The 22,812-nt window shown below is 71.2% G+C and carries 19 protein-coding genes; 13 read left to right on the top strand and 6 right to left on the bottom strand.

The window, feature by feature from the left end:
• Positions 1 to 87 precede the first annotated feature (87 nt).
• On the bottom strand, positions 88 to 945 hold the full coding sequence (locus ABZ948_RS01465) for a L,D-transpeptidase family protein (RefSeq protein ID WP_359756206.1): 858 nt from the start codon (positions 943 to 945) through the stop codon (positions 88 to 90).
• Positions 946 to 1,080: 135 nt separating this feature from the next.
• Between ABZ948_RS01465 and ABZ948_RS01460 the strand changes: the two genes are divergently transcribed.
• Positions 1,081 to 2,661, top strand: coding sequence for an acyl-CoA mutase large subunit family protein (locus ABZ948_RS01460; protein WP_359756204.1), 1,581 nt, complete (start codon positions 1,081 to 1,083; stop codon positions 2,659 to 2,661).
• A gap of 60 nt (positions 2,662 to 2,721) precedes the next feature.
• The gene (gene leuE, locus ABZ948_RS01455) at positions 2,722 to 3,369 is read left to right on the top strand and encodes a leucine efflux protein LeuE (protein WP_359756202.1); all 648 of its coding nucleotides are present in this window, start codon (positions 2,722 to 2,724) and stop codon (positions 3,367 to 3,369) included.
• A 7-nt stretch (positions 3,370 to 3,376) separates the two neighbouring features.
• On the opposite strand, the gene ABZ948_RS01450 is transcribed toward leuE, so the two are convergent.
• From ABZ948_RS01450 to ABZ948_RS01435, 4 genes are all read right to left on the bottom strand, one after another.
• A complete protein-coding gene (locus tag ABZ948_RS01450; protein WP_359756201.1) occupies positions 3,377 to 4,297 on the bottom strand; it encodes a class I SAM-dependent methyltransferase in 921 nt (306 codons plus the stop codon).
• A 63-nt stretch (positions 4,298 to 4,360) separates the two neighbouring features.
• Complete coding sequence (locus ABZ948_RS01445; RefSeq protein ID WP_435857444.1) at positions 4,361 to 5,515, bottom strand: acyltransferase family protein; 1,155 nt, start codon at positions 5,513 to 5,515, stop codon at positions 4,361 to 4,363.
• Between the two features lie 179 nt (positions 5,516 to 5,694).
• Positions 5,695 to 7,026, bottom strand: coding sequence for an alpha-2,8-polysialyltransferase family protein (locus tag ABZ948_RS01440; RefSeq protein WP_359756199.1), 1,332 nt, complete (start codon positions 7,024 to 7,026; stop codon positions 5,695 to 5,697).
• On the bottom strand, positions 7,026 to 8,012 hold the full coding sequence (locus ABZ948_RS01435; protein WP_359756197.1) for a glycosyltransferase family 2 protein: 987 nt from the start codon (positions 8,010 to 8,012) through the stop codon (positions 7,026 to 7,028). The genes ABZ948_RS01440 and ABZ948_RS01435 overlap by 1 nt, the downstream gene beginning before the upstream one ends.
• A gap of 198 nt (positions 8,013 to 8,210) precedes the next feature.
• Between ABZ948_RS01435 and ABZ948_RS01430 the strand changes: the two genes are divergently transcribed.
• Genes ABZ948_RS01430 through ABZ948_RS01415 form a run of 4 tightly spaced genes read left to right on the top strand, consistent with a single transcriptional unit; the run spans position 8,211 to position 13,072 of the window.
• Positions 8,211 to 9,557 (top strand): DUF6716 putative glycosyltransferase, encoded by a 1,347-nt coding sequence (locus ABZ948_RS01430; protein WP_359756195.1) that lies wholly within the window; start codon positions 8,211 to 8,213, stop codon positions 9,555 to 9,557.
• 35 nt (positions 9,558 to 9,592) lie between these two features.
• Positions 9,593 to 10,858, top strand: a complete 1,266-nt coding sequence (locus tag ABZ948_RS01425) for a cytidylyltransferase domain-containing protein (RefSeq protein ID WP_359756194.1) — start codon at positions 9,593 to 9,595, stop codon at positions 10,856 to 10,858.
• A 13-nt stretch (positions 10,859 to 10,871) separates the two neighbouring features.
• Positions 10,872 to 11,810 (top strand): N-acetylneuraminate synthase family protein, encoded by a 939-nt coding sequence (locus ABZ948_RS01420; RefSeq protein ID WP_359756193.1) that lies wholly within the window; start codon positions 10,872 to 10,874, stop codon positions 11,808 to 11,810.
• A 47-nt stretch (positions 11,811 to 11,857) separates the two neighbouring features.
• Positions 11,858 to 13,072, top strand: a complete 1,215-nt coding sequence (locus ABZ948_RS01415; protein ID WP_359756191.1) for a ferritin family protein — start codon at positions 11,858 to 11,860, stop codon at positions 13,070 to 13,072.
• Between the two features lie 181 nt (positions 13,073 to 13,253).
• On the opposite strand, the gene ABZ948_RS01410 is transcribed toward ABZ948_RS01415, so the two are convergent.
• Positions 13,254 to 13,955 (bottom strand): class I SAM-dependent DNA methyltransferase, encoded by a 702-nt coding sequence (locus ABZ948_RS01410; protein WP_359756190.1) that lies wholly within the window; start codon positions 13,953 to 13,955, stop codon positions 13,254 to 13,256.
• Between the two features lie 298 nt (positions 13,956 to 14,253).
• Here ABZ948_RS01410 and ABZ948_RS01405 point away from each other — a divergent pair, with 298 nt between their 5' ends.
• The 7 genes from ABZ948_RS01405 (at position 14,254) to ABZ948_RS01375 (ending at position 22,787) form a co-directional block, all read left to right on the top strand.
• Positions 14,254 to 15,486 carry a M20 family metallopeptidase gene (locus ABZ948_RS01405; protein WP_359756394.1) on the top strand — a complete coding sequence of 411 codons (1,233 nt, stop codon included), beginning with the start codon at positions 14,254 to 14,256 and terminating at the stop codon, positions 15,484 to 15,486.
• Positions 15,487 to 15,826: 340 nt separating this feature from the next.
• Positions 15,827 to 16,876, top strand: a complete 1,050-nt coding sequence (locus tag ABZ948_RS01400) for a BMP family lipoprotein (RefSeq protein ID WP_359756188.1) — start codon at positions 15,827 to 15,829, stop codon at positions 16,874 to 16,876.
• Positions 16,877 to 17,167: 291 nt separating this feature from the next.
• Positions 17,168 to 18,217 carry a BMP family lipoprotein gene (locus ABZ948_RS01395; protein WP_359756186.1) on the top strand — a complete coding sequence of 350 codons (1,050 nt, stop codon included), beginning with the start codon at positions 17,168 to 17,170 and terminating at the stop codon, positions 18,215 to 18,217.
• A gap of 208 nt (positions 18,218 to 18,425) precedes the next feature.
• Positions 18,426 to 20,015 (top strand): ABC transporter ATP-binding protein, encoded by a 1,590-nt coding sequence (locus tag ABZ948_RS01390; protein WP_359756184.1) that lies wholly within the window; start codon positions 18,426 to 18,428, stop codon positions 20,013 to 20,015.
• Positions 20,015 to 21,136, top strand: coding sequence for an ABC transporter permease (locus ABZ948_RS01385; protein WP_031119825.1), 1,122 nt, complete (start codon positions 20,015 to 20,017; stop codon positions 21,134 to 21,136). Before ABZ948_RS01390 ends, ABZ948_RS01385 begins: the two co-directional genes overlap by 1 nt.
• The gene (locus ABZ948_RS01380; RefSeq protein ID WP_359756182.1) at positions 21,133 to 22,398 is read left to right on the top strand and encodes an ABC transporter permease; all 1,266 of its coding nucleotides are present in this window, start codon (positions 21,133 to 21,135) and stop codon (positions 22,396 to 22,398) included. The genes ABZ948_RS01385 and ABZ948_RS01380 overlap by 4 nt, the downstream gene beginning before the upstream one ends.
• Positions 22,395 to 22,787, top strand: a complete 393-nt coding sequence (locus ABZ948_RS01375; protein WP_359756180.1) for a cytidine deaminase — start codon at positions 22,395 to 22,397, stop codon at positions 22,785 to 22,787. The genes ABZ948_RS01380 and ABZ948_RS01375 overlap by 4 nt, the downstream gene beginning before the upstream one ends.
• Positions 22,788 to 22,812: the final 25 nt, after the last annotated feature.

Genomic DNA, 22,812 nt, shown 5'->3' with positions numbered 1-22,812 from the left:
CGGCTCGTGCACTGAGCGCGGGCGGGACACGTTCCCCCGGTCCCGCCCGCGCCCCACTCCCTCCCCTCCTCGCCGGTACAGGCACGCTCACCGGGACACGACGACCTTGTCGCCGTTGCGCACCTGCGCGAAGAGACCGGCGATCGCCGCCTCGTCCCGTACGTTGACGCAGCCGTGCGAGGCGCCCGCGTAGCCCCGGGCGGCGAAGTCCGCCGAGTAGTGCACGGCCTGGCCGCCGCTGAAGAACATCGCGTAGGGCATGGGGGAGTCGTAGAGCGTCGACACGTGGTCGCGGGACTTCCAGTAGACGGAGAAGACACCCTCCCGGGTCGGCGTGTACGCGGAGCCGAAGCGGACCGCCATCGTCGACAGGGTCCGCCCGTCGACCATCCAGCGCAGCGTCCTGCTGGTCTTGTCGACGCACAGCACCCGGCCGGTCGCGCAGCGCGGGTCCGGCGGGTCGGCCGGCTGCCCGCCCATCAGATACAGGTCCCACTTGCCCGGCTCGCGCGTCATCCCCAGCAGCCGCTGCCAGGTGACGGTGTCGGTCTTCCCGGTGCGCGGCAGCCCGCGCTTGCCCTGGAAGCCGCTGACCGCCTTCTGCGTCGACTCGTCGTACGTCCCGGTCGGCCCGTCGAACAGCCAGGCGACCTGCCGCAGCCGGGCCTGGAGTTCGCGGACGTCGCGGCCGGTGTCGCCGCGGGACCACAGCACGCGAGGCGCGGCCCGGGGCCGGTCGTCACCGGTCGGAGCGGGCGCGGTGCTGCCCGGTCCGCCACCGCCGCCGGCGCCGTCGCCGCCCGGCGTGCGGGCCGGGGACGGGGTGCCGTCGGGGATCTCGATGTGCACCGGCGACCGGCGCTTCCCGTCGCCGTCGGGGGCCTGCACGGTACAGCCGGTCACCACGGCCAGTGCGGCGGCCGCCACCCCGATCGCTCTCCCCATGCCCCTGGTACGCACACGACCCCCCGTCGTCTCACCGGCGTGCCCGGATGTCACCTGAGATGTTCCCCGGGCGTGACCGGTCGCGAACCAGGGGGCATGGTGGTGAGCCAGGACACTGCTGCGGGAGGCATCACGATGGCGCGAGAGTCGGAGTCGGGGCTGCCGATCGAGCCGGTCTACGGGCCGGAGGCCCTCGCGGGCTGGGATCCGGCGGAGAAGCTGGGGGAGCCGGGGGCGTATCCCTTCACCCGGGGCGTCTACCCGACCATGTACACCGGCCGTCCGTGGACGATGCGCCAGTACGCCGGTTTCGGTACGGCGGCCGAGTCCAACGCCCGCTACCGGCAGCTGATCGCCCACGGCACGACGGGCCTGTCCGTCGCCTTCGACCTGCCCACCCAGATGGGCCACGACTCCGACGCCCCGCTCGCGCACGGCGAGGTCGGCAAGGTGGGCGTCGCCGTCGACTCGATCGACGACATGCGCGTGCTGTTCGACGGCATCCCGCTGGACCAGGTCTCCACGTCGATGACGATCAACGCCCCGGCGGCGCTGCTGCTGCTCCTGTACCAACTGGTGGCGGAGGAGCAAGGCGTCAGCGCCGACAAGCTGACGGGCACCATCCAGAACGACGTGCTCAAGGAGTACATCGCCCGCGGCACGTACATCTTCCCGCCGAAGCCCTCGCTGCGCCTGACCGCCGACATCTTCCAGTACTGCCGGGCCGAGATCCCGAGGTGGAACACGATCTCGATCTCCGGCTACCACATGGCCGAGGCGGGCGCGTCCCCGGCGCAGGAGATCGCGTTCACGCTGGCCGACGGCGTCGAGTACGTGCGCACCGCGGTCGCGGCCGGCATGGACGTGGACGACTTCGCCCCGCGCCTGTCCTTCTTCTTCGTGGCCCGTACGACGATCCTGGAGGAGGTCGCCAAGTTCCGCGCGGCGCGCCGGATCTGGGCACGGGTGATGAAGGAGGAGTTCGGCGCGCGGAACCCCAAGTCGCTGATGCTGCGCTTCCACACGCAGACGGCCGGGGTGCAGCTGACGGCCCAGCAGCCGGAGGTGAACCTGGTGCGTGTGGCGGTGCAGGGCCTCGCCGCGGTCCTGGGCGGCACCCAGTCCCTGCACACGAACTCCTTCGACGAGGCCATCGCCCTGCCGACCGACAAGAGCGCCCGGCTGGCGCTGCGCACCCAGCAGGTCCTGGCGCACGAGACGGACGTGACGGCCACGGTGGACCCGTTCGCGGGCTCCTACGCCGTCGAGAGGATGACGGACGACGTGGAGGCCGCGGCCGTCGAGCTGATGACCAGGGTCGAGGAGCTGGGCGGCGCGGTCGGCGCCATCGAGCACGGCTTCCAGAAGGACGAGATCGAGCGCAGCGCCTATCGCATCGCGCGGGAGACCGACTCCGGCGAGCGGGTCGTGGTCGGCGTCAACCGCTTCCGGCTCGACGAGGAGGAGCCGTACGAGCCCCTGCGGGTCGACCCCGCCATCGAGGCCCGGCAGGCCGAGCGCCTGGCCGCGCTGCGCGCGGAGCGCGACCGGCCGGCGGTGGACGCGGCCCTCGCGGCCCTGCGGAAGGCCGCCGAGGGCGAGGACAACGTGCTGTACCCGATGAAGGAGGCGCTCAGGGCCCGGGCGACGGTGGGCGAGGTCTGCGACGCGCTGCGCGGGGTGTGGGGGACGTACGTGCCCTCGGACGCCTTCTGACCCGAGGCCGGGGCGGGGAGCCCGGTGCGGGTGTCAGACCTCCGTGCGACACTCCTTCGCATGTTCGGTGTCATCGATCTGCCCACCTACCTGGCGGGCCTCGTCCTGATCATCCTGCTGCCCGGTCCCAACTCGCTGTACGTGCTGTCCGTGGCCGCCCGCCGGGGCGTGCGCGCCGGGTACACCGCCGCCGCCGGAGTCTGGTGCGGGGACGCGGTGCTGATGACGCTCTCCGCGGCCGGGGTCGCCTCGCTGCTGCAGGCGAACGCCGTGCTGTTCGGGATCGTCAAGTACGCCGGGGCCGGCTATCTGACGTGGCTGGCCCTCGGCATGCTGCGGGCCGCGTGGGGCATGTGGCGCACGCGCGCGGAGCGGTCCGCCGGCGATGAGGCTCCCGCGCCCGCCGAGGAGCGGCCCTTCCGGCGCGCCTTCGTCGTCAGCCTGTTCAACCCCAAGGCGATCCTCTTCTTCGTCGCCTTCTTCGTGCAGTTCGTGGACCCCGGGTACGCCTATCCGGCCCTGTCCTTCGTCGTCCTCGGCGCCCTCGCCCAGGTCGCCAGCGTGCTGTACCTCAGCGCGCTGATATTCGGCGGCACGAAGCTGGCCGCCGCCTTCCGCCGCCGCAGGCGCCTGTCGGCGGGGGCCACCTCGGCGGCGGGCGCGCTGTTCCTGGGCTTCGCGGTGAAGCTGTCGCTGACGAGCGCGTAGCGCGGGGTCAGGCCCGCTTCGCGCGGGCCCGTCGTACCGCCCGGGTGACCACGGGCGGCAGCAGGTCCTTGACGAGCCGGCGGGCCCGGGAGGGGGCGGGCCGGGCCGGGCGCGCCGCGCGGGACTCGGCGGGCGTGGGGGCGGGGGCCGGCGCCGGCGCGGGCTCCACGTAGTGCCGGGAGGGCGGGAACGACGGCGGCTTCATGCCCCGGGAGCGGGCCCTGACCAGCGTGTGTCCGGCCGCCTGCTGCACGCTCAGCCCGCAGTCCGAGCGCTGCCGGAGCATGGCGAGCAGTTCCTCCTGGATCGGCTCGGGGTCGCCCCAGGTGGCGTACAGCTTCTGCGTGCTGAGGCAGATCGGGCGCAGACCGCGGTTGAGGACGGCCTCCCAGGCGGCGACGGAGACGCCCGGGGTGTGCTCGGAGCGGAAGTCGTCGAGGACCACGATGCCGTCGGGCAGCAGGATGTCGTGGGCCGCGCCGATGTCGCCGTGCACGTGCTCGTACAGGTGCGAGGCGTCGATGTGGACGAAGCGGCAGCTGTCGGGGGCCACCTTGCCGGCCACCAGGGAGCTGGGGCCCGCGATCACCGTCGGCAGGGTGTCGTGGAAGGAGAGGTAGTTCCGCTCGAAGGCCTGCCGGGTCAGTGAGGCGTACGACTTCTGCGACTCCGCCTGGTTGGCCCCGTCCGGGGCATCGCCCTCGAACAGGTCGCAGACCGTGAACTTCTCGCCGTCCTGGAGATGGTGGCCGAGCAGGATGGCGCTCTTGCCCATGTAGACGCCGAGTTCCAGCAGGTCGCCCTGCATTCCCTGCTTCTTCTGCTGCTCCAGGAACCAGGTGAACAGCATCTGGTCCAGCGGCGGGAACCAGCCCGGGACGTCGGCGAGTTCGCCGGGGTGCTTGTCGGTCGCTTGTGCGTTGGTCATGAGACGAGCCTTCTCTGTGAGCGTTGCCCAAACCGACGATGGGTTGAACGTCCCGTGAACAGCTCAGCGGGCCTTGGCCAGTGCGGCCCGCAGGCGTGGCGTCAGCGGATTCTCCACATATTTGTTCAGCAGCCACGCCAGCAGCAGCATTGACGCCGCCGTCAGGGCGAAAGTCGCCGCCGATGGCAGACCGAGGCCGCGGTGCAGGGCGTGGATCACCACCCAGCCGAGGTGTTCGTGGACGAGGTAGAACGGATACGTCAGCGCCCCCGCCACCGTCAGCCAGCGCCAGTTCGCCCAGCGCAGCCAGCCCAGCGCGATCGCCGCGACCGCCACGAATCCGAAGGTGACGACGAGGATGATGCCGGTGGCGGAGCGGTACGAGAAGCCGCCCGCGTCGGGCGCGTGCCACAGGCTCTGCACCGCGTAGTGCTGCCCGATCAGCCAGCTCACGGCCACGATGCCCCACCCGTAGGCGTCCCGCCGGTCGAGGTGGACGAGGTAGAGGCCGACACCGCCGATGAAGAAGGGGGCGTACTCGGGCATCAGTACGATGTCGAGCAGCGGCATGTTCGCGTTCTCGGCGATCACCGCCGCGAGCAGCCAGCCCGCGCAGAACATGATCACCCGGCGGCGGTTCGCCCCGGGCAGTACGACGCACAGCGCGAACAGGGCGTAGAAGCGGATCTCCGCCCACAGCGTCCAGCACACGCCGAGCACCCGGTCCACGCCGAGCGGCATCTGCAGCATGGTCAGGTTCACCAGGGCGTCGCTCGGCGAGACCGCCTTGTAGGCCACCATCGGCAGCGCGAACACGGCCGTGACGATGACGACCGCCACCCAGTAGGCGGGCAGCAGCCGGGAGGCGCGGGAGGCGAAGAACGACTTCAGCGGCCGGCCCCAGCCGCTCATGCAGATCACGAACCCGCTGATCACGAAGAACACCTGGACGCCGAGGCAGCCGTAGGCGAAGAACTCGTGCAGCGTGGGGAACTGGAGCTTCGGCGAGGAGCCCCAGGCCTCGGCGACCTCGCCGTCGCGTCCGCCGTAGTGGTAGGCCGCGACCATCAGCGCGGCCACCAGCCGCAGGCCGTCGAGGGCGCGCAGCCGCCCGCCGGAGGCCTGGCGGCGCCGCGGGACGGTCGGGGCGCCCGGTGGTTCGACCAGCACGGCGACACCGGGCTGGGGCTTGCGGGTGCTGACGACCGTCTCGGTCACGCTGAAAACCTCTGTGTGGCTCGTATGTCCTTTTCCTGAGCCGCCTGTGGGCGGGCAGGGCGCCTGTCACCCTAGGACGTGAATTGACGCAATTACGTTCGATGGCAACAGGCTTCGCCTGCCGGTCCCCGCGGGTTCATCTGGATGTTGCCGAAGCGGTCCGCCGCGCGGACCGCTTTTCAGCGGCGTACCGCCTTGCGCAGCGCCCGCGCCCGCCGGACCACCCGGCGTGCCGTGGAATTGCGCGGCAGGAACGCCAGCCGCTGCGGAATGCCGCCGGGAAGTCCCAGCGCGGTGAGGCGGCGCTTCTTGAAGTAGCGCCGGGTGCGCGGCCCCAGATGGCTGGAGAGGAACTGCTCCGCCTGCGCCCGCAGATCCGGATAGATCTGCGGCTGCATGGTGAAACCGACGGCGGTGACCAGGTCGGGCAGCCGCTCGGCCGGCAGGACGTCACCGTCGTCGTCGCTCTCCAGACCGGGCAGCAGCGCGTCCGCCAGGGTGGTGGGGACGCGGTTGCTGTTCTGGTAGGGCGTCAGCCGCTCCAGCAGCAGGTCGGTACCGATGCGCGCGGCCGGCAGGTCGTAGAACGCGGAGGCCGTGAACAGCGCGGTGGAGAAGCAGCCGACGACCAGGGCGGGCCGGGTGCGGTCGAAGAGCGCCTCGGCGAGGACGGGCGTGTCCAGCACCGTGAGGTCCACGCCGAGCTTCTCGGCCTCGGTCTCCAGGGCGCGGCTGTAACGGGCCGGAGCGGTCGGGTGCGGCTTGAAGACGACCGTGCGGTGGCCGCGGGCGACGGCGCCCCGCATCATCCGCACGTGCAGGTCCTCTTCCTCCTCGGGGGAGAGGATGTTCAGCGCCGACAGGTACTGGCCGAGCAGCAGCGCCGAGTCGCCGGGCAGCTCGGGCAGTTCGGGCACGGTCTCGGTGACCTCGCCCAGCACCTTCAGGAACGCGGGCGTCGGCACCAGGTGCGCCGGCACGCCGAACTCGGTCAGCAGCATCGGCGTGAGCCCCGGCACCAGGTCCAGGTGGAGCAGCCGCCGCACGCGGGTGCCGACCAGCGGGTCGAGCTTGTTGCGCGTGGGGCCGTAGCTCATCAGCCCGTCGGCGTAGACGTCGATGGGGGCGTCGGTGAACAGCTGGGCCACCGTGAGCGCGGGCGTGACCTGGATGGACTCCAGGACCAGGCTGACGCGGTCGTCGCCGAGGCCCCACAGCATCCGCAGGTAGCGCTCGAAGAGCGGGATGTCGTCCGAGCGCGGCGTCCAGGCCCCGGGGTGGAAGGGGCGGATGGCCTCGTTCCAGGACAGGACGTCGTCGAAGTGGGAGCGCAGCGGCTCGAAGCCCGGCATCTCGTCGAGGGCCGGGGTGGTCTCCGGGGTCGTGGAGTTGTTGAACACCAGCAGGATCCGGCGGTCCGGCTCCTCGAAGAGATCCGAGTCGATCGCGGCCGCCAGGGTGGCGACGCCGTACAGCGTCGAGGCGCAGAAGATCTGTGTGGTCCCGGGCATCAGGCGGCCGCTCCCGTCGTGGTCGCCCGGCGTCGCAGCCGCCGCAGCTTGGACGCTCGGTCCATGTCCATGGCCTCCAGTGCGTCACCGAGCGCGTCCTGCGGCATGCGCTTGATGGCCGCCGCGCTCATCGACCGCAGCTGCCTCGCCACGGCCGGCTCGAACCTGTCTTCGTTGGAGAGGTGGTGGGCGATGATCGCGCAGTAGGTTCGCACCGCCTTGGGCAGCAGCCGGTCGGCCTCGCGGTCCGCGGCCGTCTCCTCGATCACCTGGTCGAAGGCGCGGATGAAGTCGAGCTGGCGGACATCGCCGATCTGAGTCAGGGACGAGGCCACCCCGCGCCGGTAGAACACGCCCAGCAGACTGACCACGGCGAACGACTCCGCCTCGCGGTGCAGCTTCCAGATCCACGGCCGGTCCTCGGCCGTGCGCAGCCCGTCGGTGAAGTGGAGCACGCCCTTGTCGACGAGGCGGCGGTGGTAGGCGCCGGCCCAGGCGTAGGCGTAGTCCACCGAGGTGGAGCGGTGCGCCGGGAGGATCGCCTCACGCGGGTCGAAGGCCTCCCAGCGGCGGCCGACCGGGACCCGGTGCACCGAGCGGGCGCGGGCGGTGGCCTGCACATGGTCGGTGCGCACGAAGTCGCAGCCCAACCGGTCCATCGCGGACACCAGTTCGGTGAGGTAACCGGGGGCGAGCCAGTCGTCGCCGTCCAGGAACGTCAGGTACTCGCCCTGTGCCGCGTCCAGGCCGGTGTTGCGGGCCGTGGCGAGCCCGCCGTTCTGCTCGTGTCGGATGTAACGCACCTGCGCGACGTCCGAAAGGTCCTCGGCCGCACGTTCGAGAATGGCCGGCGTTTCGTCCTTCGAATGGTCGTCGACCAGGATGAACTCGAAATCGCGGTCGGCGTTCAACCGAAGGCTTCTGAGGGTGTCCGGGGCATATTGCTGCACGTTGTAGAACGGCACGATCACGGAAAGCTTAGGCACCCGCAAAACGTTAGGAGGCCGCCCGGCAGCGGAACTTTCCGATGGTCGTACACCGGGTGAACTCAATGTGTCAGAACGGTGCACCCCGTGTACTTCCCGCTTTCCGGCAGGCCAGTTCGGCTCTCGGTGGGGTGTTGTTAACTTTTCGTTGAGTCCCGGTTCCGCCATACCTAGGATTCGCTTCCTAGCGTCTTCGACGTGCCAGCAAGTACACCGAAGCGCCCGCGCATCGCGGTCCTCGCGGACTCCGACACCCGATGGAAATGGGGTGCGCTGACCGCGCACCGCATCGCCCCGGGACCGTCCATGGAAACCGGAGCGCGCGAGGGCGCGCAAGTCGGCCCCCTCCTCGACGGATTCCTGCTGCGCGGCCGGGCGACGCCCACCCCGCGCCAGCTTCAGGAAGTGGGCGTGCGCGCGGACTCCCTGCGGGAGGTCACCGCGGTCGAGTTCCTGCGCGCCATGGCCGAGGAGTCCTACGACGTCCTCGTCCTGTCCCTGGTGGGCGGCGGTGTGCAGGCGATGCTGCACGGCCTCAAGCGCGTCTGGGAGGACCGCTCCTCGCGTCCGGTCGTCGTCACCGGATACGTCGGCGTCGTCTACGAGAAGCTCGCCGACGGCCTGCTGCTGCGGCACGGCGCGGACCTCGTCCTCGCCAACTCCCGCCAGGACGCGGACCGTTTCCGGGCCGTGTACGACGGCGTGGGCGCCGACGCCTCCTCGGTGACGGAGGTGGCCCTGCCGTTCCTCGGCGGCGCGCCCTACGAAGGTGAGCACGACCCCTACACGGTCGTCTTCGCCGCCCAGCCCTCGGTCCCCGAGAGCCGCAAGGACCGTACGTACCTGCTGAACCGGCTGGTCGAGCACGCCCGCAGGCACCCCGAGCGCGAGGTGCTGCTGAAGCTGCGCTCCAAGCCGGGCGAACACACCACCCACATCGAGGAGTTGCCGTACCAGAAGCTGGTGCAGCGCCTCGACCCGCCGGCCAACTTCCGCCTCGTGTACGGGAACATGGGCGAGGTCCTCGACCGGACCGACCTGCTGGTGACGGTCAGCTCCACGGCCGCCCTGGAGTCGCTGCACCGGCGCATCCCCACCGTCGTGCTGACCGACCTGGGCATCCGCGAGTCGCTCGGCAACCACCACTTCGTCGGCTCCGGCTGCCTCGCCTCCTGGGACCAGCTCGACGCCGGACACCGGCCGGTACCCGACGAGGAATGGGTCTCCCGGCAGGGCGTCGCGGCGGACGGCTCCTACGACTCGGCCTTCGACGCGGCCCGCGAACGCATCGCCAAGCTGCTCGACCGGCCCGGCGGCCTGCCCCCGCTGACCCCGTACTACACCCCCGTCACCGCGCCCGGCTATCTGCCCGGGATCCTCGCCCGCCACCACCTCGGCCCGGACGGCACCCCGCTGCCCGGCGCGCCCGCCGCCGACAAGGAGCCCGGACCGGTCCGGCAGATCGTGCGCCGGGCGGCGCGCGGCGCCTACCGGCACGGCGTGCAGCGCGTGGCGCCCGTCATCCGGCGGATGGGCGAGCTGTGAGCCGCCCCGAGACCCCTGTCCAAGGAGTAGACCCCATGTCCCAACCGGAAGCGGGCCAAGGCGCCTCGGTGCGCCGCGTGCTCGCGGTGATCCCCGCACGCGGCGGCTCCAAGGGCGTGCCCGCGAAGAACCTCCTCCCCGTCGGCGGCGTCCCGCTGGTGGCGCGGGCGGTCCGCGAGTGCCGCGCCGCGCGGCTCGTGACGGACGTCGTGGTCTCCACCGACGACCAGGCCATCGCGGCCGCCGCCCGCGAGGCGGGCGCCGAGGTCGTGCTGCGCCCGGCCGCCATCGCCGGCGACACCGCCACCTCCGAGGCCGCCGTCCTGCACGCCATGGACGCCCACGAGGCCCTGCACGGGGCGCCGGTGGACGTGGTCCTGCTCGTGCAGTGCACCAGCCCGTTCATCGTCCGCGAGGACATCGACGGGGTGGCCGGCGCGATCGCCGAGAACGGCGCCGACACCGCCGTCACCGTCGCGCCCTTCCACGGGTTCATCTGGCGTGACGCCGACGACGAGGCCGCGGCCGGCTCCGTCGCCGAGTCCGACGCCGAGGTCGGCGGCGGCTACGGCGTCAACCACGACAAGTCCTTCCGGCCCCGCCGCCAGGACCGCCCCCAGGACCTGCTGGAGACCGGCGCCGCCTACGCCATGGAGGCGACCGGCTTCCGCAAGCACCAGCACCGCTTCTTCGGCCGCACCGAACTGGTCCGCACCGACCCGGCGCGCGTGCTGGAGATCGACGACCCGCACGACCTCGCCCGCGCCCGGGCCCTCGCGCCGCTGTTCGACGCGGACCGGCCCGGCGCCCTCCCGACCGCCGACGACATCGACGCGGTCGTCCTCGACTTCGACGGCACCCAGACCGACGACCGGGTGCTCGTCGACTCCGAGGGACGGGAGTTCGTCTCCGTGCACCGCGGGGACGGACTCGGCATCGCGGCCCTCCGCAGGAGCGGCCTGAAGATGCTGATCCTGTCCACGGAACAGAACCCTGTGGTCGCCGCCCGGGCCCGGAAGCTCAAGCTCCCGGTGCTGCACGGCATCGACCGCAAGGACCTCGCGCTGAAGCAGTGGTGCGAGGAGCAGGGCATCGCGCCGGAGCGCGTGCTCTACGTCGGCAACGACGTCAATGACCTCCCGTGCTTCGCCCTCGTGGGCTGGCCCGTGGCGGTCGCGAGCGCCCACGACGTCGTGCGCGGCGCCGCACGCGCGGTCACCACCGTCCCCGGCGGCGACGGCGCGATCCGAGAGATCGCCAGCTGGATCCTCGGCCCCTCTCTCGATTCCCTCACCAAGTAAGGACATCTCTGCCATGAGCACCAACTCCCGTATCCGCCGCTTCGGTTCGCGCGAGGTCGGCCCGGGCCGTCCGGTCTACGTCTGCGGTGAGATCGGCATCAACCACAACGGCGAGCTGGAGAACGCCTTCAAGCTGATCGACGCCGCCGCCGAGGCCGGCTGCGACGCCGTCAAGTTCCAGAAGCGCACGCCGGAGATCTGCACCCCGCGCGACCAGTGGGACATCGAGCGCGACACCCCCTGGGGCCGGATGACCTACATCGACTACCGCCACCGCGTGGAGTTCGGTGAGGACGAGTACCGCGCCATCGACGACTACTGCAAGTCGAAGAACATCGACTGGTTCGCCTCCCCGTGGGACACCGAGGCCGTCGCCTTCCTGGAGAAGTTCGACGTCCCCGCCCACAAGGTCGCCTCCGCCTCCCTCACCGACGACGAGCTGCTGCGCGCCCTGCGCGCCACCGGCCGCGCGGTGATCCTCTCCACCGGCATGTCGACGCCGAAGCAGATCCGCCACGCGGTGGAGGTCCTCGGCTCGGACAACATCCTGATGTGCCACGCCACGTCGACCTACCCGGCCAAGGCCGAGGAGCTCAACCTGCGCGTGATCAACACCCTGCAGCAGGAGTACCCGAACGTCCCGATCGGCTACTCCGGCCACGAGACCGGCCTGCAGACCACCCTCGCCGCGGTCGCCCTCGGCGCCACCTTCGTCGAGCGCCACATCACCCTCGACCGCGCCATGTGGGGCTCGGACCAGGCCGCCTCCGTCGAGCCGCAGGGCCTGACCCGCCTCGTCCGCGACATCCGCACCATCGAGGCCTCCCTCGGCGACGGCGTCAAGAAGGTCTACGAGTCCGAGCTCGGTCCGATGAAGAAGCTGCGCCGCGTCACCGGCGTGGTCGCCGAGGCGGAGATCGCCGACGCGGCGGGCGAGCCGGTCGGCGTCTGAGCGCAGCACCCCCCACAACCCCCTTACGACGGGACGGTCGTACGTCGATGAGCCCCCGCGCCGGGAACGCCGGCCCCCACACTCTCGCCTTCGTCGAGAGCCCGGTACAGCTGCTGAACGTGCTGGAGTGGGCGCACGCGCACGCGTCCGGCGTGGGGCTCACCCTCGTGGTGCTGTCGCCCGTCGACCCGATGACGCGCGGCCAGCTGCGGCGGATGTCCGACCTGGCCCGCGACGAGGGGCACGAGGTCCGCTGGGAGGAGGCGCGCGGCGGCCCGCTCGCGCCCTTCCAGACCATCGGCGGCCTGGCCGGCCTGCTCCGCAGGGCCCGCCGGATCGTGCTGGGGGACCCCTTCTCCCGCTACGTCCAGCTGCTGCTGACCATCACCCGCGCCCGTGACCTGGTCGTCGTCGACGACGGCACGGCGACGATGGAGTTCGTCGGGCAGCTGGCCCGGGGCGAACGCCTGGTGCGCTGGCACCGCAAGGGCGGCCGCCCCGGCCCGCGGGACCTGCTCTTCGCGCCGGTGTCCTCCTCGGCCCGCCGCCGGCTGACCCCCGGGGGCAAGCGGCGGGTGGAGATCTTCTCCTCCATGCCGATGGAGGAGACCCCGCCAGGCGTCGCCGTCGGCGCCAACACCTTCGCCTGGACCCGGGAGCGCTTCGGACCGCCGCGCATCACCAAGGGCGCCGACATGGTGGGCACGTCCTTGGTGGAGACGGGCGTGGTGGACGACGACCGCTACCTGGAGGCCGTCCGCGCCCTGGCCAGGACCCACGGCGCCACGCGCTACTTCGCCCACCGCCGCGAGAGCACGGACAAGCTCCGCCGCCTGGCGGTCGAGACGGGCCTGGAGATCGTCCGGCCCGAACTCCCCCTCGAACTGATCGCCCGCCGCGGTCCCATCGGCCGGACGATCCTCAGCTTCCCCTCCACCGTCGTCCACACCCTGCCGCTCGCCCTGTCCGGCACCGAGGTCCGCGTCGCGGTCTGCGACATCGACCCGGCGTGGCTGACCCGGAACGCCTCCCCGCGGGCCCAGGGCTTCCTGTCCGGCGTGACCGGAACGGCCCGCGACGTCCACCGCCTGTCGACGACCCCGCCGCCGGACCCGCCGGAGCCGGAGACGACCCCGGGCACCCCGGGCCCGCTCGGCCCGGCGAGCTCTCCCGGGACGGTGAACCTCACGGGCTCCACGGCCGTGACCGGCCCGACCGGCCGCACCGGCACGGCGGGCGCCGCGGGGGCGGTGGCGGGTTAGCGGTCCCCCGGGGGGTGCGGGCTCGGACTCGCTGGTCGCCAGGCGTTCTGGACCCGCCCGTGAGCGGCGTCGGCCTTCTTGGGCCGGGCCGGTCGGCCGGGCCGGTGCCGCGGACGCGCTTGCCGCGGGTGGCGTGGGCTCCCTCAGGGGCGCCGCCGCGCCGCGTCGCACAGACGCCGGGTCAGGCGGCGCGGTCGGTGTCGGGCCCGGGCGGCACAGAGGGCTTGCGGGCCAGGAGGAAGGCGCGGGGCCGCTGCTCCCCGTCCTCGGGCTCGCGCAGGACGCGGGCGTAGAGCTCCAGGCCCGCCCCGGTGAGCTGCTCGGCGACCGCCTGAGGGGTGCGCCAGTGGTAGTCGAGCGAGATCTCCCGCCCGAAGCGCTCCGTCAGCCGCAGGCGCCCGTCCTCGTCCCCGGACTGGAAGGCGAGCAGCACGGGCGCCCCCGGCACCAGCACGCGGTGGAACTCGGCGAAGACCGACGGCAGATGATCGTCGGGGACGTGGATGATCGAGTACAGCGCGACGATGCCCCCGAGCGTCCGGTCCGGCAGGTCCAGGGCCGTCATCGAACCGACGTGGAAGCGCAGCTCCGGGTGCGCCCGGCGGGCCAGGGCGACCATGCGGGGCGAGACGTCGACCCCGAACACCGGCAGTCCGAGGGCGTGCAGCCGGGCCGCCACGTGTCCCGGACCGCTGCCGAGGTCCGCGACCGGGGCCTGCCCGGACCCCCCGCGCGCCCGGGCCAGCTCCACGAAGACCGTGAGCAGCGCGCTCTCCAGCGGTCTGCCGGCCAGACTGTCCGGGTGCTCGGCGGCATAGGCCTCGGCGACGGCGTCGTACGAGGCCCGCGTGGTCCGGAGGAACTCGGGGATGTCGGAGCGCACGGGGCGCACACTATCGGGGCGTGTGTCCGGCAGATGAACGCGCCCGTGTTCGCCGCGCACTGCGTGGTATCCGTGGAGAGGATGGATGGATACCGGAGTCGTGACGTGCATGTGGTCAACGTCACACTCCCTGGGGTGTGGTGCCCGGCTCGGCCCAAAAGGCGTGCGAGTTTACCCATCTCAGTAGATGGCTATGCGCCCGGCGGTCATATTTTCTTCCCCGAACGGGTTGAAGTTTTGTTGATCGAGGGTCAGCCGACCGGCCTGGCGCCCTACCCTTCAGAGGGTGAACCAATTGATGTCACTGGAGTCCGAGGTCGATCTTCCCGGGGGAGCCGTACTTCCCGGTGCGCTGCCCGACGCTCTGCGCGCCGAGCTCATCGCGTTCCGACGTGACCTGCACATGCATCCGGAGCTCGGCAATCAGGAGTTCCGCACCACCGCGGCGATCAAGGAGCGGCTCGAGGAGGCCGGCCTCAAGCCGCGCGTCCTCTCCGTCGGGACCGGGCTCGTCTGTGACATCGGCGTACCGGGCGAGCAGTGGAACGGCGGGCCCAGCATGCTCGCCCTGCGGGCCGACATCGACGGCCTGCCCATCCCGGACACCAAGTCCGAGTGCCCCTACCGCTCGACCGTGCCCGACCGCGCCCACGCCTGCGGCCACGACGTGCACACCACCGTCGTCCTCGGCGCCGGACTCGTCCTCGCCGAACTGCACAAGCAGGGCCGGCTGCCCCGCCCCGTCCGGCTGATCTTCCAGCCCGCCGAGGAGGTGCTGCCCGGCGGCGCCGCCGACGTCATCGACTGCGGGGCGCTGGAGGGGGTCGGCGCGATCATCGCCGTGCACTGCGACCCGCGCGTGGACGCGGGGAAGATCGGGCTCCGGGAGGGCCCCATCACCTCCGCCTGCGACCGGCTGGAGATCGCCCTGGACGGCCCCGGCGGGCACACCGCGCGCCCCCACCTCACGACCGACCTGGTCACCGCGGCCGCCCGCGTCGTCACCGACGTGCCCGCCCTGGTCGGCCGGCGCTTCGACAGCCGCAGCGGACTCGCCATCACCTGGGGCCGGATCGAGTCGGGCCACGCGCCGAACGTGATCCCGCAGCACGCCGAACTCTCCGGCACCGTGCGGTGCCTCGACATCGAGGCGTGGCGGACGGCCCCCGACGTGGTCGTCGCGGCGATCGACGAGGTCGCCAACCTGCACCGCGCGAAGTCGGAGATCAACTACGTGCGCGGCGTCCCGCCCGTCGTCAACGAGCCCGGCGTCACCGAGCTGCTGCGCGAGGCCATGATCGCCCGGCGCGGGGTCGAGTCCGTCGAGGGCACCGAGCAGAGCCTGGGCGGCGAGGACTTCTCCTGGTACCTGGAGCACGTCCCCGGCGCGATGGCCCGACTCGGCGTGCGCACCCCCGGCGAGCGCCACGTGCGCGACCTCCACCAGGGTGACTTCGACGTCGACGAGTCGGCGATCACGGTGGGCGTGGAACTCTTCACGGCGGCAGCCCTCGTCAACGGCCTCCGATAGCCCGACCCCCTTGGGGGCGCGGGGAACGGCGCGACCGGCCACGACGGCGCCGCGCACGAACCACGACCCCGCCCCCCCGGCCGGGCACCCACCCGCGCAGCCTCCGGTTGCGCCCGGCGCATCCCGGCGGCAGCCTTGGTCGCGTGACGAGCAGGCACGCCCCGTGTCCCCGAGTGCACGATTCGACCCCGTTCGATCCCGTGGTTCACAAGGGCGTAACCGGCCATCGGCACGAATGGATAACGGCCCCACGGCGAACCGTTCCCAGGAGTGTCTACGCGCGTTAATGTGCGCCGAACTGAGCACCCACTGCGGGGCTGTGAAGAATGGGGAACTTCAGATGCGTCGGATATCCAAACTGACCCGCGTCGCGGTGGGGGTCGCGTCGCTGGGACTCGTCGCCACGGCCTGTGGCGGCACCAGCAGTGAGAGCGGCGGCGGTGACACCAAGGAGGACAAGGGCCTCGCCATCGCCTACGACATCGGCGGCAAGGGTGACCAGTCCTTCAACGACGCCGCCTACGCCGGCCTGACCAAGGCCAAGGACGAGTACGGCTACAAGACCGCCGACATCGAGCCCACCGAGGGCGAGACCGACGCCGACAAGGAACAGCGCCTGGCCTCCCTCGCGAAGCAGGGCTACAACCCGGTCGTCGGTGTCGGCTTCGCCTACGCCCCCGCGATGAAGGCCGTGGCCTCCAAGTACCCGGACACCACCTTCGGCATCGTCGACTCCGTCGTCGAGGGCAAGAACGTCGCCTCGCTCGTCTTCGCCGAGGAGCAGGCGTCCTACCTGGCCGGCGTCGCCGCCGCCAAGGCCACCAAGTCGAACACCGTCGGCTTCGTGGGCGGTGTCGACATCCCGCTGATCCACAAGTTCGAGGCCGGCTACAAGCAGGGCGTCGAGGACACCAGCGGCGGCAAGGTCAAGGTCATCTCCCAGTACCTGACCCAGACCGCCGAGGAGGGCGGCTTCTCCAGCCCCGACAAGGGCAAGGCCGCCGCCGAGGGCCAGATCGAGAAGAAGGCCGACGTCGTCTACCAGGCGGCCGGTCTCTCCGGCCAGGGTGTCATCGAGGCCGCCGCCAAGGCGAAGGTCTGGGCGATCGGCGTCGACTCCGACCAGTACAAGCAGGCCGCCCTCGCCCCGTACAAGCAGTACATCCTCACCTCCGCCCTCAAGGACGTCGGCGGCGCGGTCTACGCGCTGGCCAAGTCCGTGCACGACGACAAGCCGCTGACCGGCATCCAGACCTTCGACCTGAAGGTCAACGGTGTCGGACTCTCCGAGTCGAACCCGGAGTTCGGCAAGATCGCAGGACTCAAGGACGCCGTGGACAAGGCCAAGGAAGGCATCACCGACGGCTCCATCAAGGTCAAGACCGAGTAGGCACGACCGGTCGGGACGACAGTCGGAGCGGGCGGGCGCCGTGGGTGCCCGCCCGCTCCGCCGTTCCCCGGCCCGGGGCCGCCCGGATCACCCAGAGCCACCCCCCGTTTGCGGTCGGCAACACCCCGGCCAAGGCCCGGTGATGGCTTGGCCACGGGCGCATAACAAGGTGGACAGAAGGGGTTTTCAGGCAGGTCTACGCGCGTTAATCTGCGGCGGAACCCAGCGCCGTAGCTGTGAGGCAGTCCCGAGCTGTACCGTCCGGCGCTTGTACGACAGGAGCACCCACACATGCGCCGGATTTCCCGGATCACGGTCGCAGGCGCAGCGACCGCCTCCCTGGCCCTCGCGCTCTCCGCCTGCGGCGGCACCTCGACCTCCGCCGGGTCGTCGGACTCGAAGGGCGACAAGGGCCTCGCCATCGCGTACGACGTCGGCGGCAAGGGCGACCAGTCCTTCAACGACGCGGCCTACGCGGGCCTGGAGCAGGCGAAGAAGGAGTTCGGGTACCAGACGGCCGACCTGGAGCCCACCGAGGGCGAGACGGACGCCGACAAGGAGCAGCGCCTGGTCTCCCTGGCGAAGCAGGGCTACAACCCGGTCATCGGCGTCGGCTACGCCTACGCCTCGGCCATCAAGGGCGCCTCCGAGAAGTTCCCGGACACCACCTTCGGCATCGTCGACGACGCGACCATCAACTCCAAGAACGTCGCCGACCTGGTGTTCAGCGAGGAGCAGGCCTCCTACCTGGCCGGCGTCGCCGCCGCCAAGAGCACCAAGTCGAACGTCGTCGGCTTCGTCGGCGGCGTGGACATCCCGCTGATCCACAAGTTCCAGGCGGGCTTCGAGCAGGGCGTCAAGGACACCAACCCGAAGGTCAAGGTCCTCTCCCAGTACCTGACCCAGACGGCGGAGGAGGGCGGCTTCTCCAGCCCCGACAAGGGCAAGACGGCCGCCGAGGGCCAGATCGAGAAGAAGGCCGACGTGGTCTACGCGGCCGCGGGCCTGTCCGGCCAGGGCGTGATCGAGGCCGCCGCCGCCAACAAGGTGTGGGCCATCGGTGTGGACTCCGACCAGTACCAGCAGGAAGCCCTCGCCAAGTACAAGGACTCGATCCTGACCTCGGCGATGAAGGACGTCGCCAAGGCGGTGTACAACCTGGCGAAGTCGGTCGAGGACGGCAAGCCCGAGACGGGTATCGTTCGTGGCGATCTGAAGACCGGCGAGGTGAGCCTGTCGAACTCCAACCCGAAGTTCGCGGACGACGCCGAGCTCCAGGAAGCCATCAAGACGGCCAAGGAGAAGATCATCAGCGGCGAGATCAAGGTCAAGAGCAGCTGACGAGTCGTACGTCGAGCAGGCAGTAACCCCGGGGTTACGTCCGCTCAACGGGGTACGGGGAGGCTGCTCCTCGTACCCCGTTGTCGCGGTGCGTCGGCCCCTTTGTATGCCGTAGGGGCGCTACGCGCGTAGACGACCCCCGTCCCCAGGAGAGTGCGCCATCAACGCGTCCAGCAGCCCTCCGGCCGGAGCGGCGGTCAACGAATCGGTGACCGCTGTCGAACTCGCCGGGATCACCAAGCGTTTCCCGGGCGTCGTGGCCAACCACGACATCCACCTCAGCGTCCGCAAGGGCACCGTGCACGCCCTCGTCGGCGAGAACGGCGCCGGCAAGTCGACCCTGATGAAGATCCTCTACGGCATGCAGAAGCCGGACGAGGGCACCATCGCCGTCGACGGGCGGCAGGTCGCCTTCTCGTCCCCGGCCGACGCCATCGCCCGCGGCATCGGCATGGTCCACCAGCACTTCATGCTCGCCGACAACCTCACGGTCCTGGAGAACGTGGTCCTCGGCAGCGAGAAGCTCTACGGCATCGGCGCCAAGGCCCGCCGCAAGATCAAGGAGCTCTCCGACCGCTACGGCCTCGGCGTCAAGCCCGACCTCCTCGTCGAGGAACTCGGCGTCGCCGCCCGCCAGCGCGTGGAGATCCTCAAGGTCCTCTACCGCGGCGCCACCACCCTCATCCTGGACGAGCCGACCGCCGTGCTCGTGCCGCAGGAGGTCGACGCCCTCTTCGCCAACCTGCGCGAACTGCGCTCCGAGGGCCTGTCCGTCATCTTCATCTCGCACAAGCTCGGCGAGGTGCTCTCCGTCGCCGACGAGATCACCGTCATCCGCCGCGGCACCACCGTCGGCACGGCCGTCCCCGCCGAGACCACCCCGCGCCAGCTCGCGGAGATGATGGTCGGCAGCGAACTGCCCACGCCCGAGACGGCCGAGTCCACGGTCACCGACCGCCCGGTCATCAGCGTCGACAAGCTGCGCCTGGCCGCCCCCGGCGGCAAGGCCCTCCTGGACGACATCAGCTTCACCATCCACGCGGGCGAGGTCCTCGGCATCGCCGGTGTCGAGGGCAACGGCCAGACCGAGCTCGTCGACGCCCTCATCGGCCTGAAGGCCGCCGACTCCGGCACCATCCGGCTCGCCGACGAGGAGATCACCGACTGGGCCACCCGCAAGCGCCGCGAGCAGGGCATCGGCTACATCCCCGAGGACCGGCACCGCCACGGCCTGCTCCTGGAGGCCCCCCTCTGGGAGAACCGCATCCTCGGCCACGTCACCGAGAAGCCGCTGGCCAAGGGCGTCTGGCTGGACCCGAAGGCGGCCCAGGAGGACACCCGGCGCATCGTCGAGGCCTACGACGTGCGCACCCCCGGCATCGACGTCACCGCCGCCTCCCTGTCCGGCGGCAACCAGCAGAAGCTGATCGTCGGCCGCGAGATGAGCCACAAGCCGCGCTTCCTCATCGCCGCCCACCCCACCCGCGGCGTGGACGTCGGCGCGCAGGCCGCGATCTGGGACCACATCCGCGAGGCCCGCCGCGAGGGCCTGGCCGTGCTGCTGATCTCCGCCGACCTGGACGAGCTGATCGGCCTGTCCGACACGCTGCGCGTGATCTACAACGGCAAGCTGGTCGCGGACGCCGACCCGGCCACCATCACCCCCGAGGAACTCGGCTCGGCCATGACCGGCGCCGCCACCGGGCACCTCGAGCACGAAGAGACCGCCGCAGAGACCCCCGAGACCCCGGCGGAGACCCCCGAGTCCCCCGCGTCTCCGGAAGACGAGGCCCGCTGATGAAGAAGTTCGACAAGGAGCGCGTGCTCCTCGCGGTGGCCGGACCGGTCATCGCGCTCGCCGTGGCCTTCGTGCTGAGCGCGATCGTGCTGGTCGCGTCCGGCAAGAACCCGGTCGAGCCGTTCGCCCTCATGTTCGAGCAGGCGTCGTTCTCCGACATCCAGGTCCTGATCATCAACCAGGCCTCGATGTACTACATCGCGGCGCTCGCGGTGGCCATCGGCTTCCGGATGAACCTGTTCAACATCGGCGTCGACGGCCAGTACCAGCTCGCCGCCATGATGGCCGCTATTGTCGGCGCCCACATGAACCTGCCGGCCGCGATCCAGGTCCCGCTGCTGCTCCTGACCGCCGTCCTCACCGGCGCCTTCTGGTCCGGCATCGCCGGTGTCCTCAAGGTCACCCGCGGCGTCAGCGAGGTCGTCGCGACGATCATGCTCAACGCGATCGCCACCTCCGTGATCGCCTACCTGTGGCTGCCGAACGTCTTCGGCGTCAAGGTCGGCAACAACAACACCACCGGCGAGATGCACGAGTCCGGCTGGATCCCCGGCATCGACATGGGCGCGGCCGGCGAGATCTACGGCCTGGTGCTGCTCGCCGTCCTGCTCGGCATCGGCTACTGGGTCGTCCTCAACCGCACCCGCTTCGGCTTCGACCTGCGCGCCTCCGGCGCCTCGGAGACCGCGGCGGCGGCCAGCGGCGTCGACCCCAAGCGCATGGTGCTCACCGCCATGCTGCTCTCCGGCGGCATCGCGGGCCTGGCCGGTCTGCCGATCCTGCTCGGCGACACCCACACCTACAGCCTGAACTTCCCCACCGGCATCGGGTTCCTCGGCATCGGCATCGCCCTGCTCGGCCGCAACAGCCCCGTCGGCATCGCCTTCGCGGCCCTGCTGTGGGCCTGGCTCGACAAGGCCTCGCCCGAGCTGGACTTCCACGGCTACGACAAGGAGATCGCGGTCATCATGCAGGGCCTGATCGTGCTCTCGGTCGTCGTCTCCTACGAGGCCGTCCGCGAATGGGGCCTGCGCCGCCAGCAGCGCCGGGTCGGCGCCGAACTGGCCGCCGGTCACGTCCTCGGCACCAACAACACCACGAAGGAGGTGGCTGGCCGATGACCACCGTGACCGACCTCAACCAGCCCACGCTGCAGCCCGCGGCGCCGACCGGCCGCCGCCTGTCGCTGCCCGTCCTGCTGCTGATCATCGCCGGCGGACTGGCGCTCACCTCGATCGTCCGCATCGTCACCGGCGCCGACGGCATCACCAACGTCAGCCAGATGTCCACCGCGCTCCAGCTCGCCGTGCCGATCGGCCTCGCCGGTCTCGGCGGCCTGTGGGCCGAGCGCGCGGGCGTGGTCAACATCGGCCTCGAGGGCATGATGATCCTCGGCACCTGGTTCGGCGCCTGGGCCGGCTTCCAGTGGGGCCCGTGGACGGGCGTCCTGGTGGGCATCATCGGCGGTTGCCTCGGCGGCCTGCTGCACGCCTTCGTCACCGTCACCTTCAACGTCAACCACATCGTCTCCGGTGTGGCGATCAACATCCTCGCCCTCGGCGCCACCCGCTACCTCGCGCCCTTGGCCTTCGAGGGCCACGCGGGCGGCTCCGCCAAGCAGTCCCCGGCGGTCGAGTCCCTCGGCAACTTCACCGTGCCGGGCCTCTCCGACGGTCTCAGGGAGCTCAACGACAAGGGCTGGTTCCTGATCTCCGACATCGCCGGCCTGCTCGGCGGCCTGGTCACCAACGTCTCCTGGCTGACCCTGATCGCCGTCGCGCTGATCCCCGCCACCTGGTGGATCCTGTGGCGCACGGCGTTCGGACTGCGGCTGCGCTCCTGCGGCGAGAACCCGGTGGCCGCCGAGTCCCTCGGCGTCAACGTCTACAAGTACAAGTACATCGCCGTCGTCATCTCCGGCGGCCTGGCCGGCCTCGGCGGTGTCTTCCTGTCCATCGTGGCCAACCCCTTCTACCTGGAGGGCCAGGTCAGCGGCCGCGGCTTCATCGGTCTCGCGGCGATGATCTTCGGCAACTGGATGCCGGGCGGCCTCGCCCTCGGCGCGGGCCTGTTCGGCTACACCGACAGCCTCAACCTGCGCGGCGGCTCCGCCAACGTCCACGCCCTGCTGCTGCTCGGCGCGCTGCTGCTGATCATCGGCGCGATCTGGCTGATCGTCCGCAAGAAGTACGTCCCGGCCGTGGTCACCCTGATCTCCGGCGCCCTGGTGTTCGCCTGGTACGCGAGCACCGACGAGGTCCCGAACCAGGTCGTCTCCGCCACGCCGTACGTCATCACCCTGGTGGTCCTCGCGCTGTCCGCCCAGCGGCTGCGGATGCCGCGGGCGAACGGCATGCCGTACCGGAAGGGACAGGGCAAGTGACCGACGTCGACTGGGGGCGGCTGCGCGAGGTGGCCCGGGACGCCATGTCCCGGGCGTACGCCCCGTACTCCGGCTACCCGGTCGGCGTGGCGGCCCTCGTCGACGACGGCCGGATCGTCTCCGGCTGCAACGTCGAGAACGCCTCCTACGGCCTCGGCCTGTGCGCCGAGTGCGGACTGGTCTCCGAGCTGCAGAACACCGGCGGCGGCCGGCTGACGCACTTCACCTGCGTCGACGGCCGGGGCGAGATCCTCGTCCCGTGCGGCCGCTGCCGGCAGCTGCTGTACGAGTTCGGCGGCGCCGAGCTGCTGCTGGAGACCCCGGCGGGCATCCTGCCCCTGTCCGAGATGCTGCCCCAGGCCTTCGGACCCGGGCACCTCACCAAGTAACTCCCGTACGGCCCCTCCGAGTCGG

It is taken from the genome of Streptomyces olindensis, assembly GCF_040645895.1.
GTDB lineage: Bacteria > Actinomycetota > Actinomycetes > Streptomycetales > Streptomycetaceae > Streptomyces > Streptomyces olindensis.
Note: the sequence above shows the minus strand (reverse complement) of the source record. Positions and strands in the feature narration are given on the sequence as shown.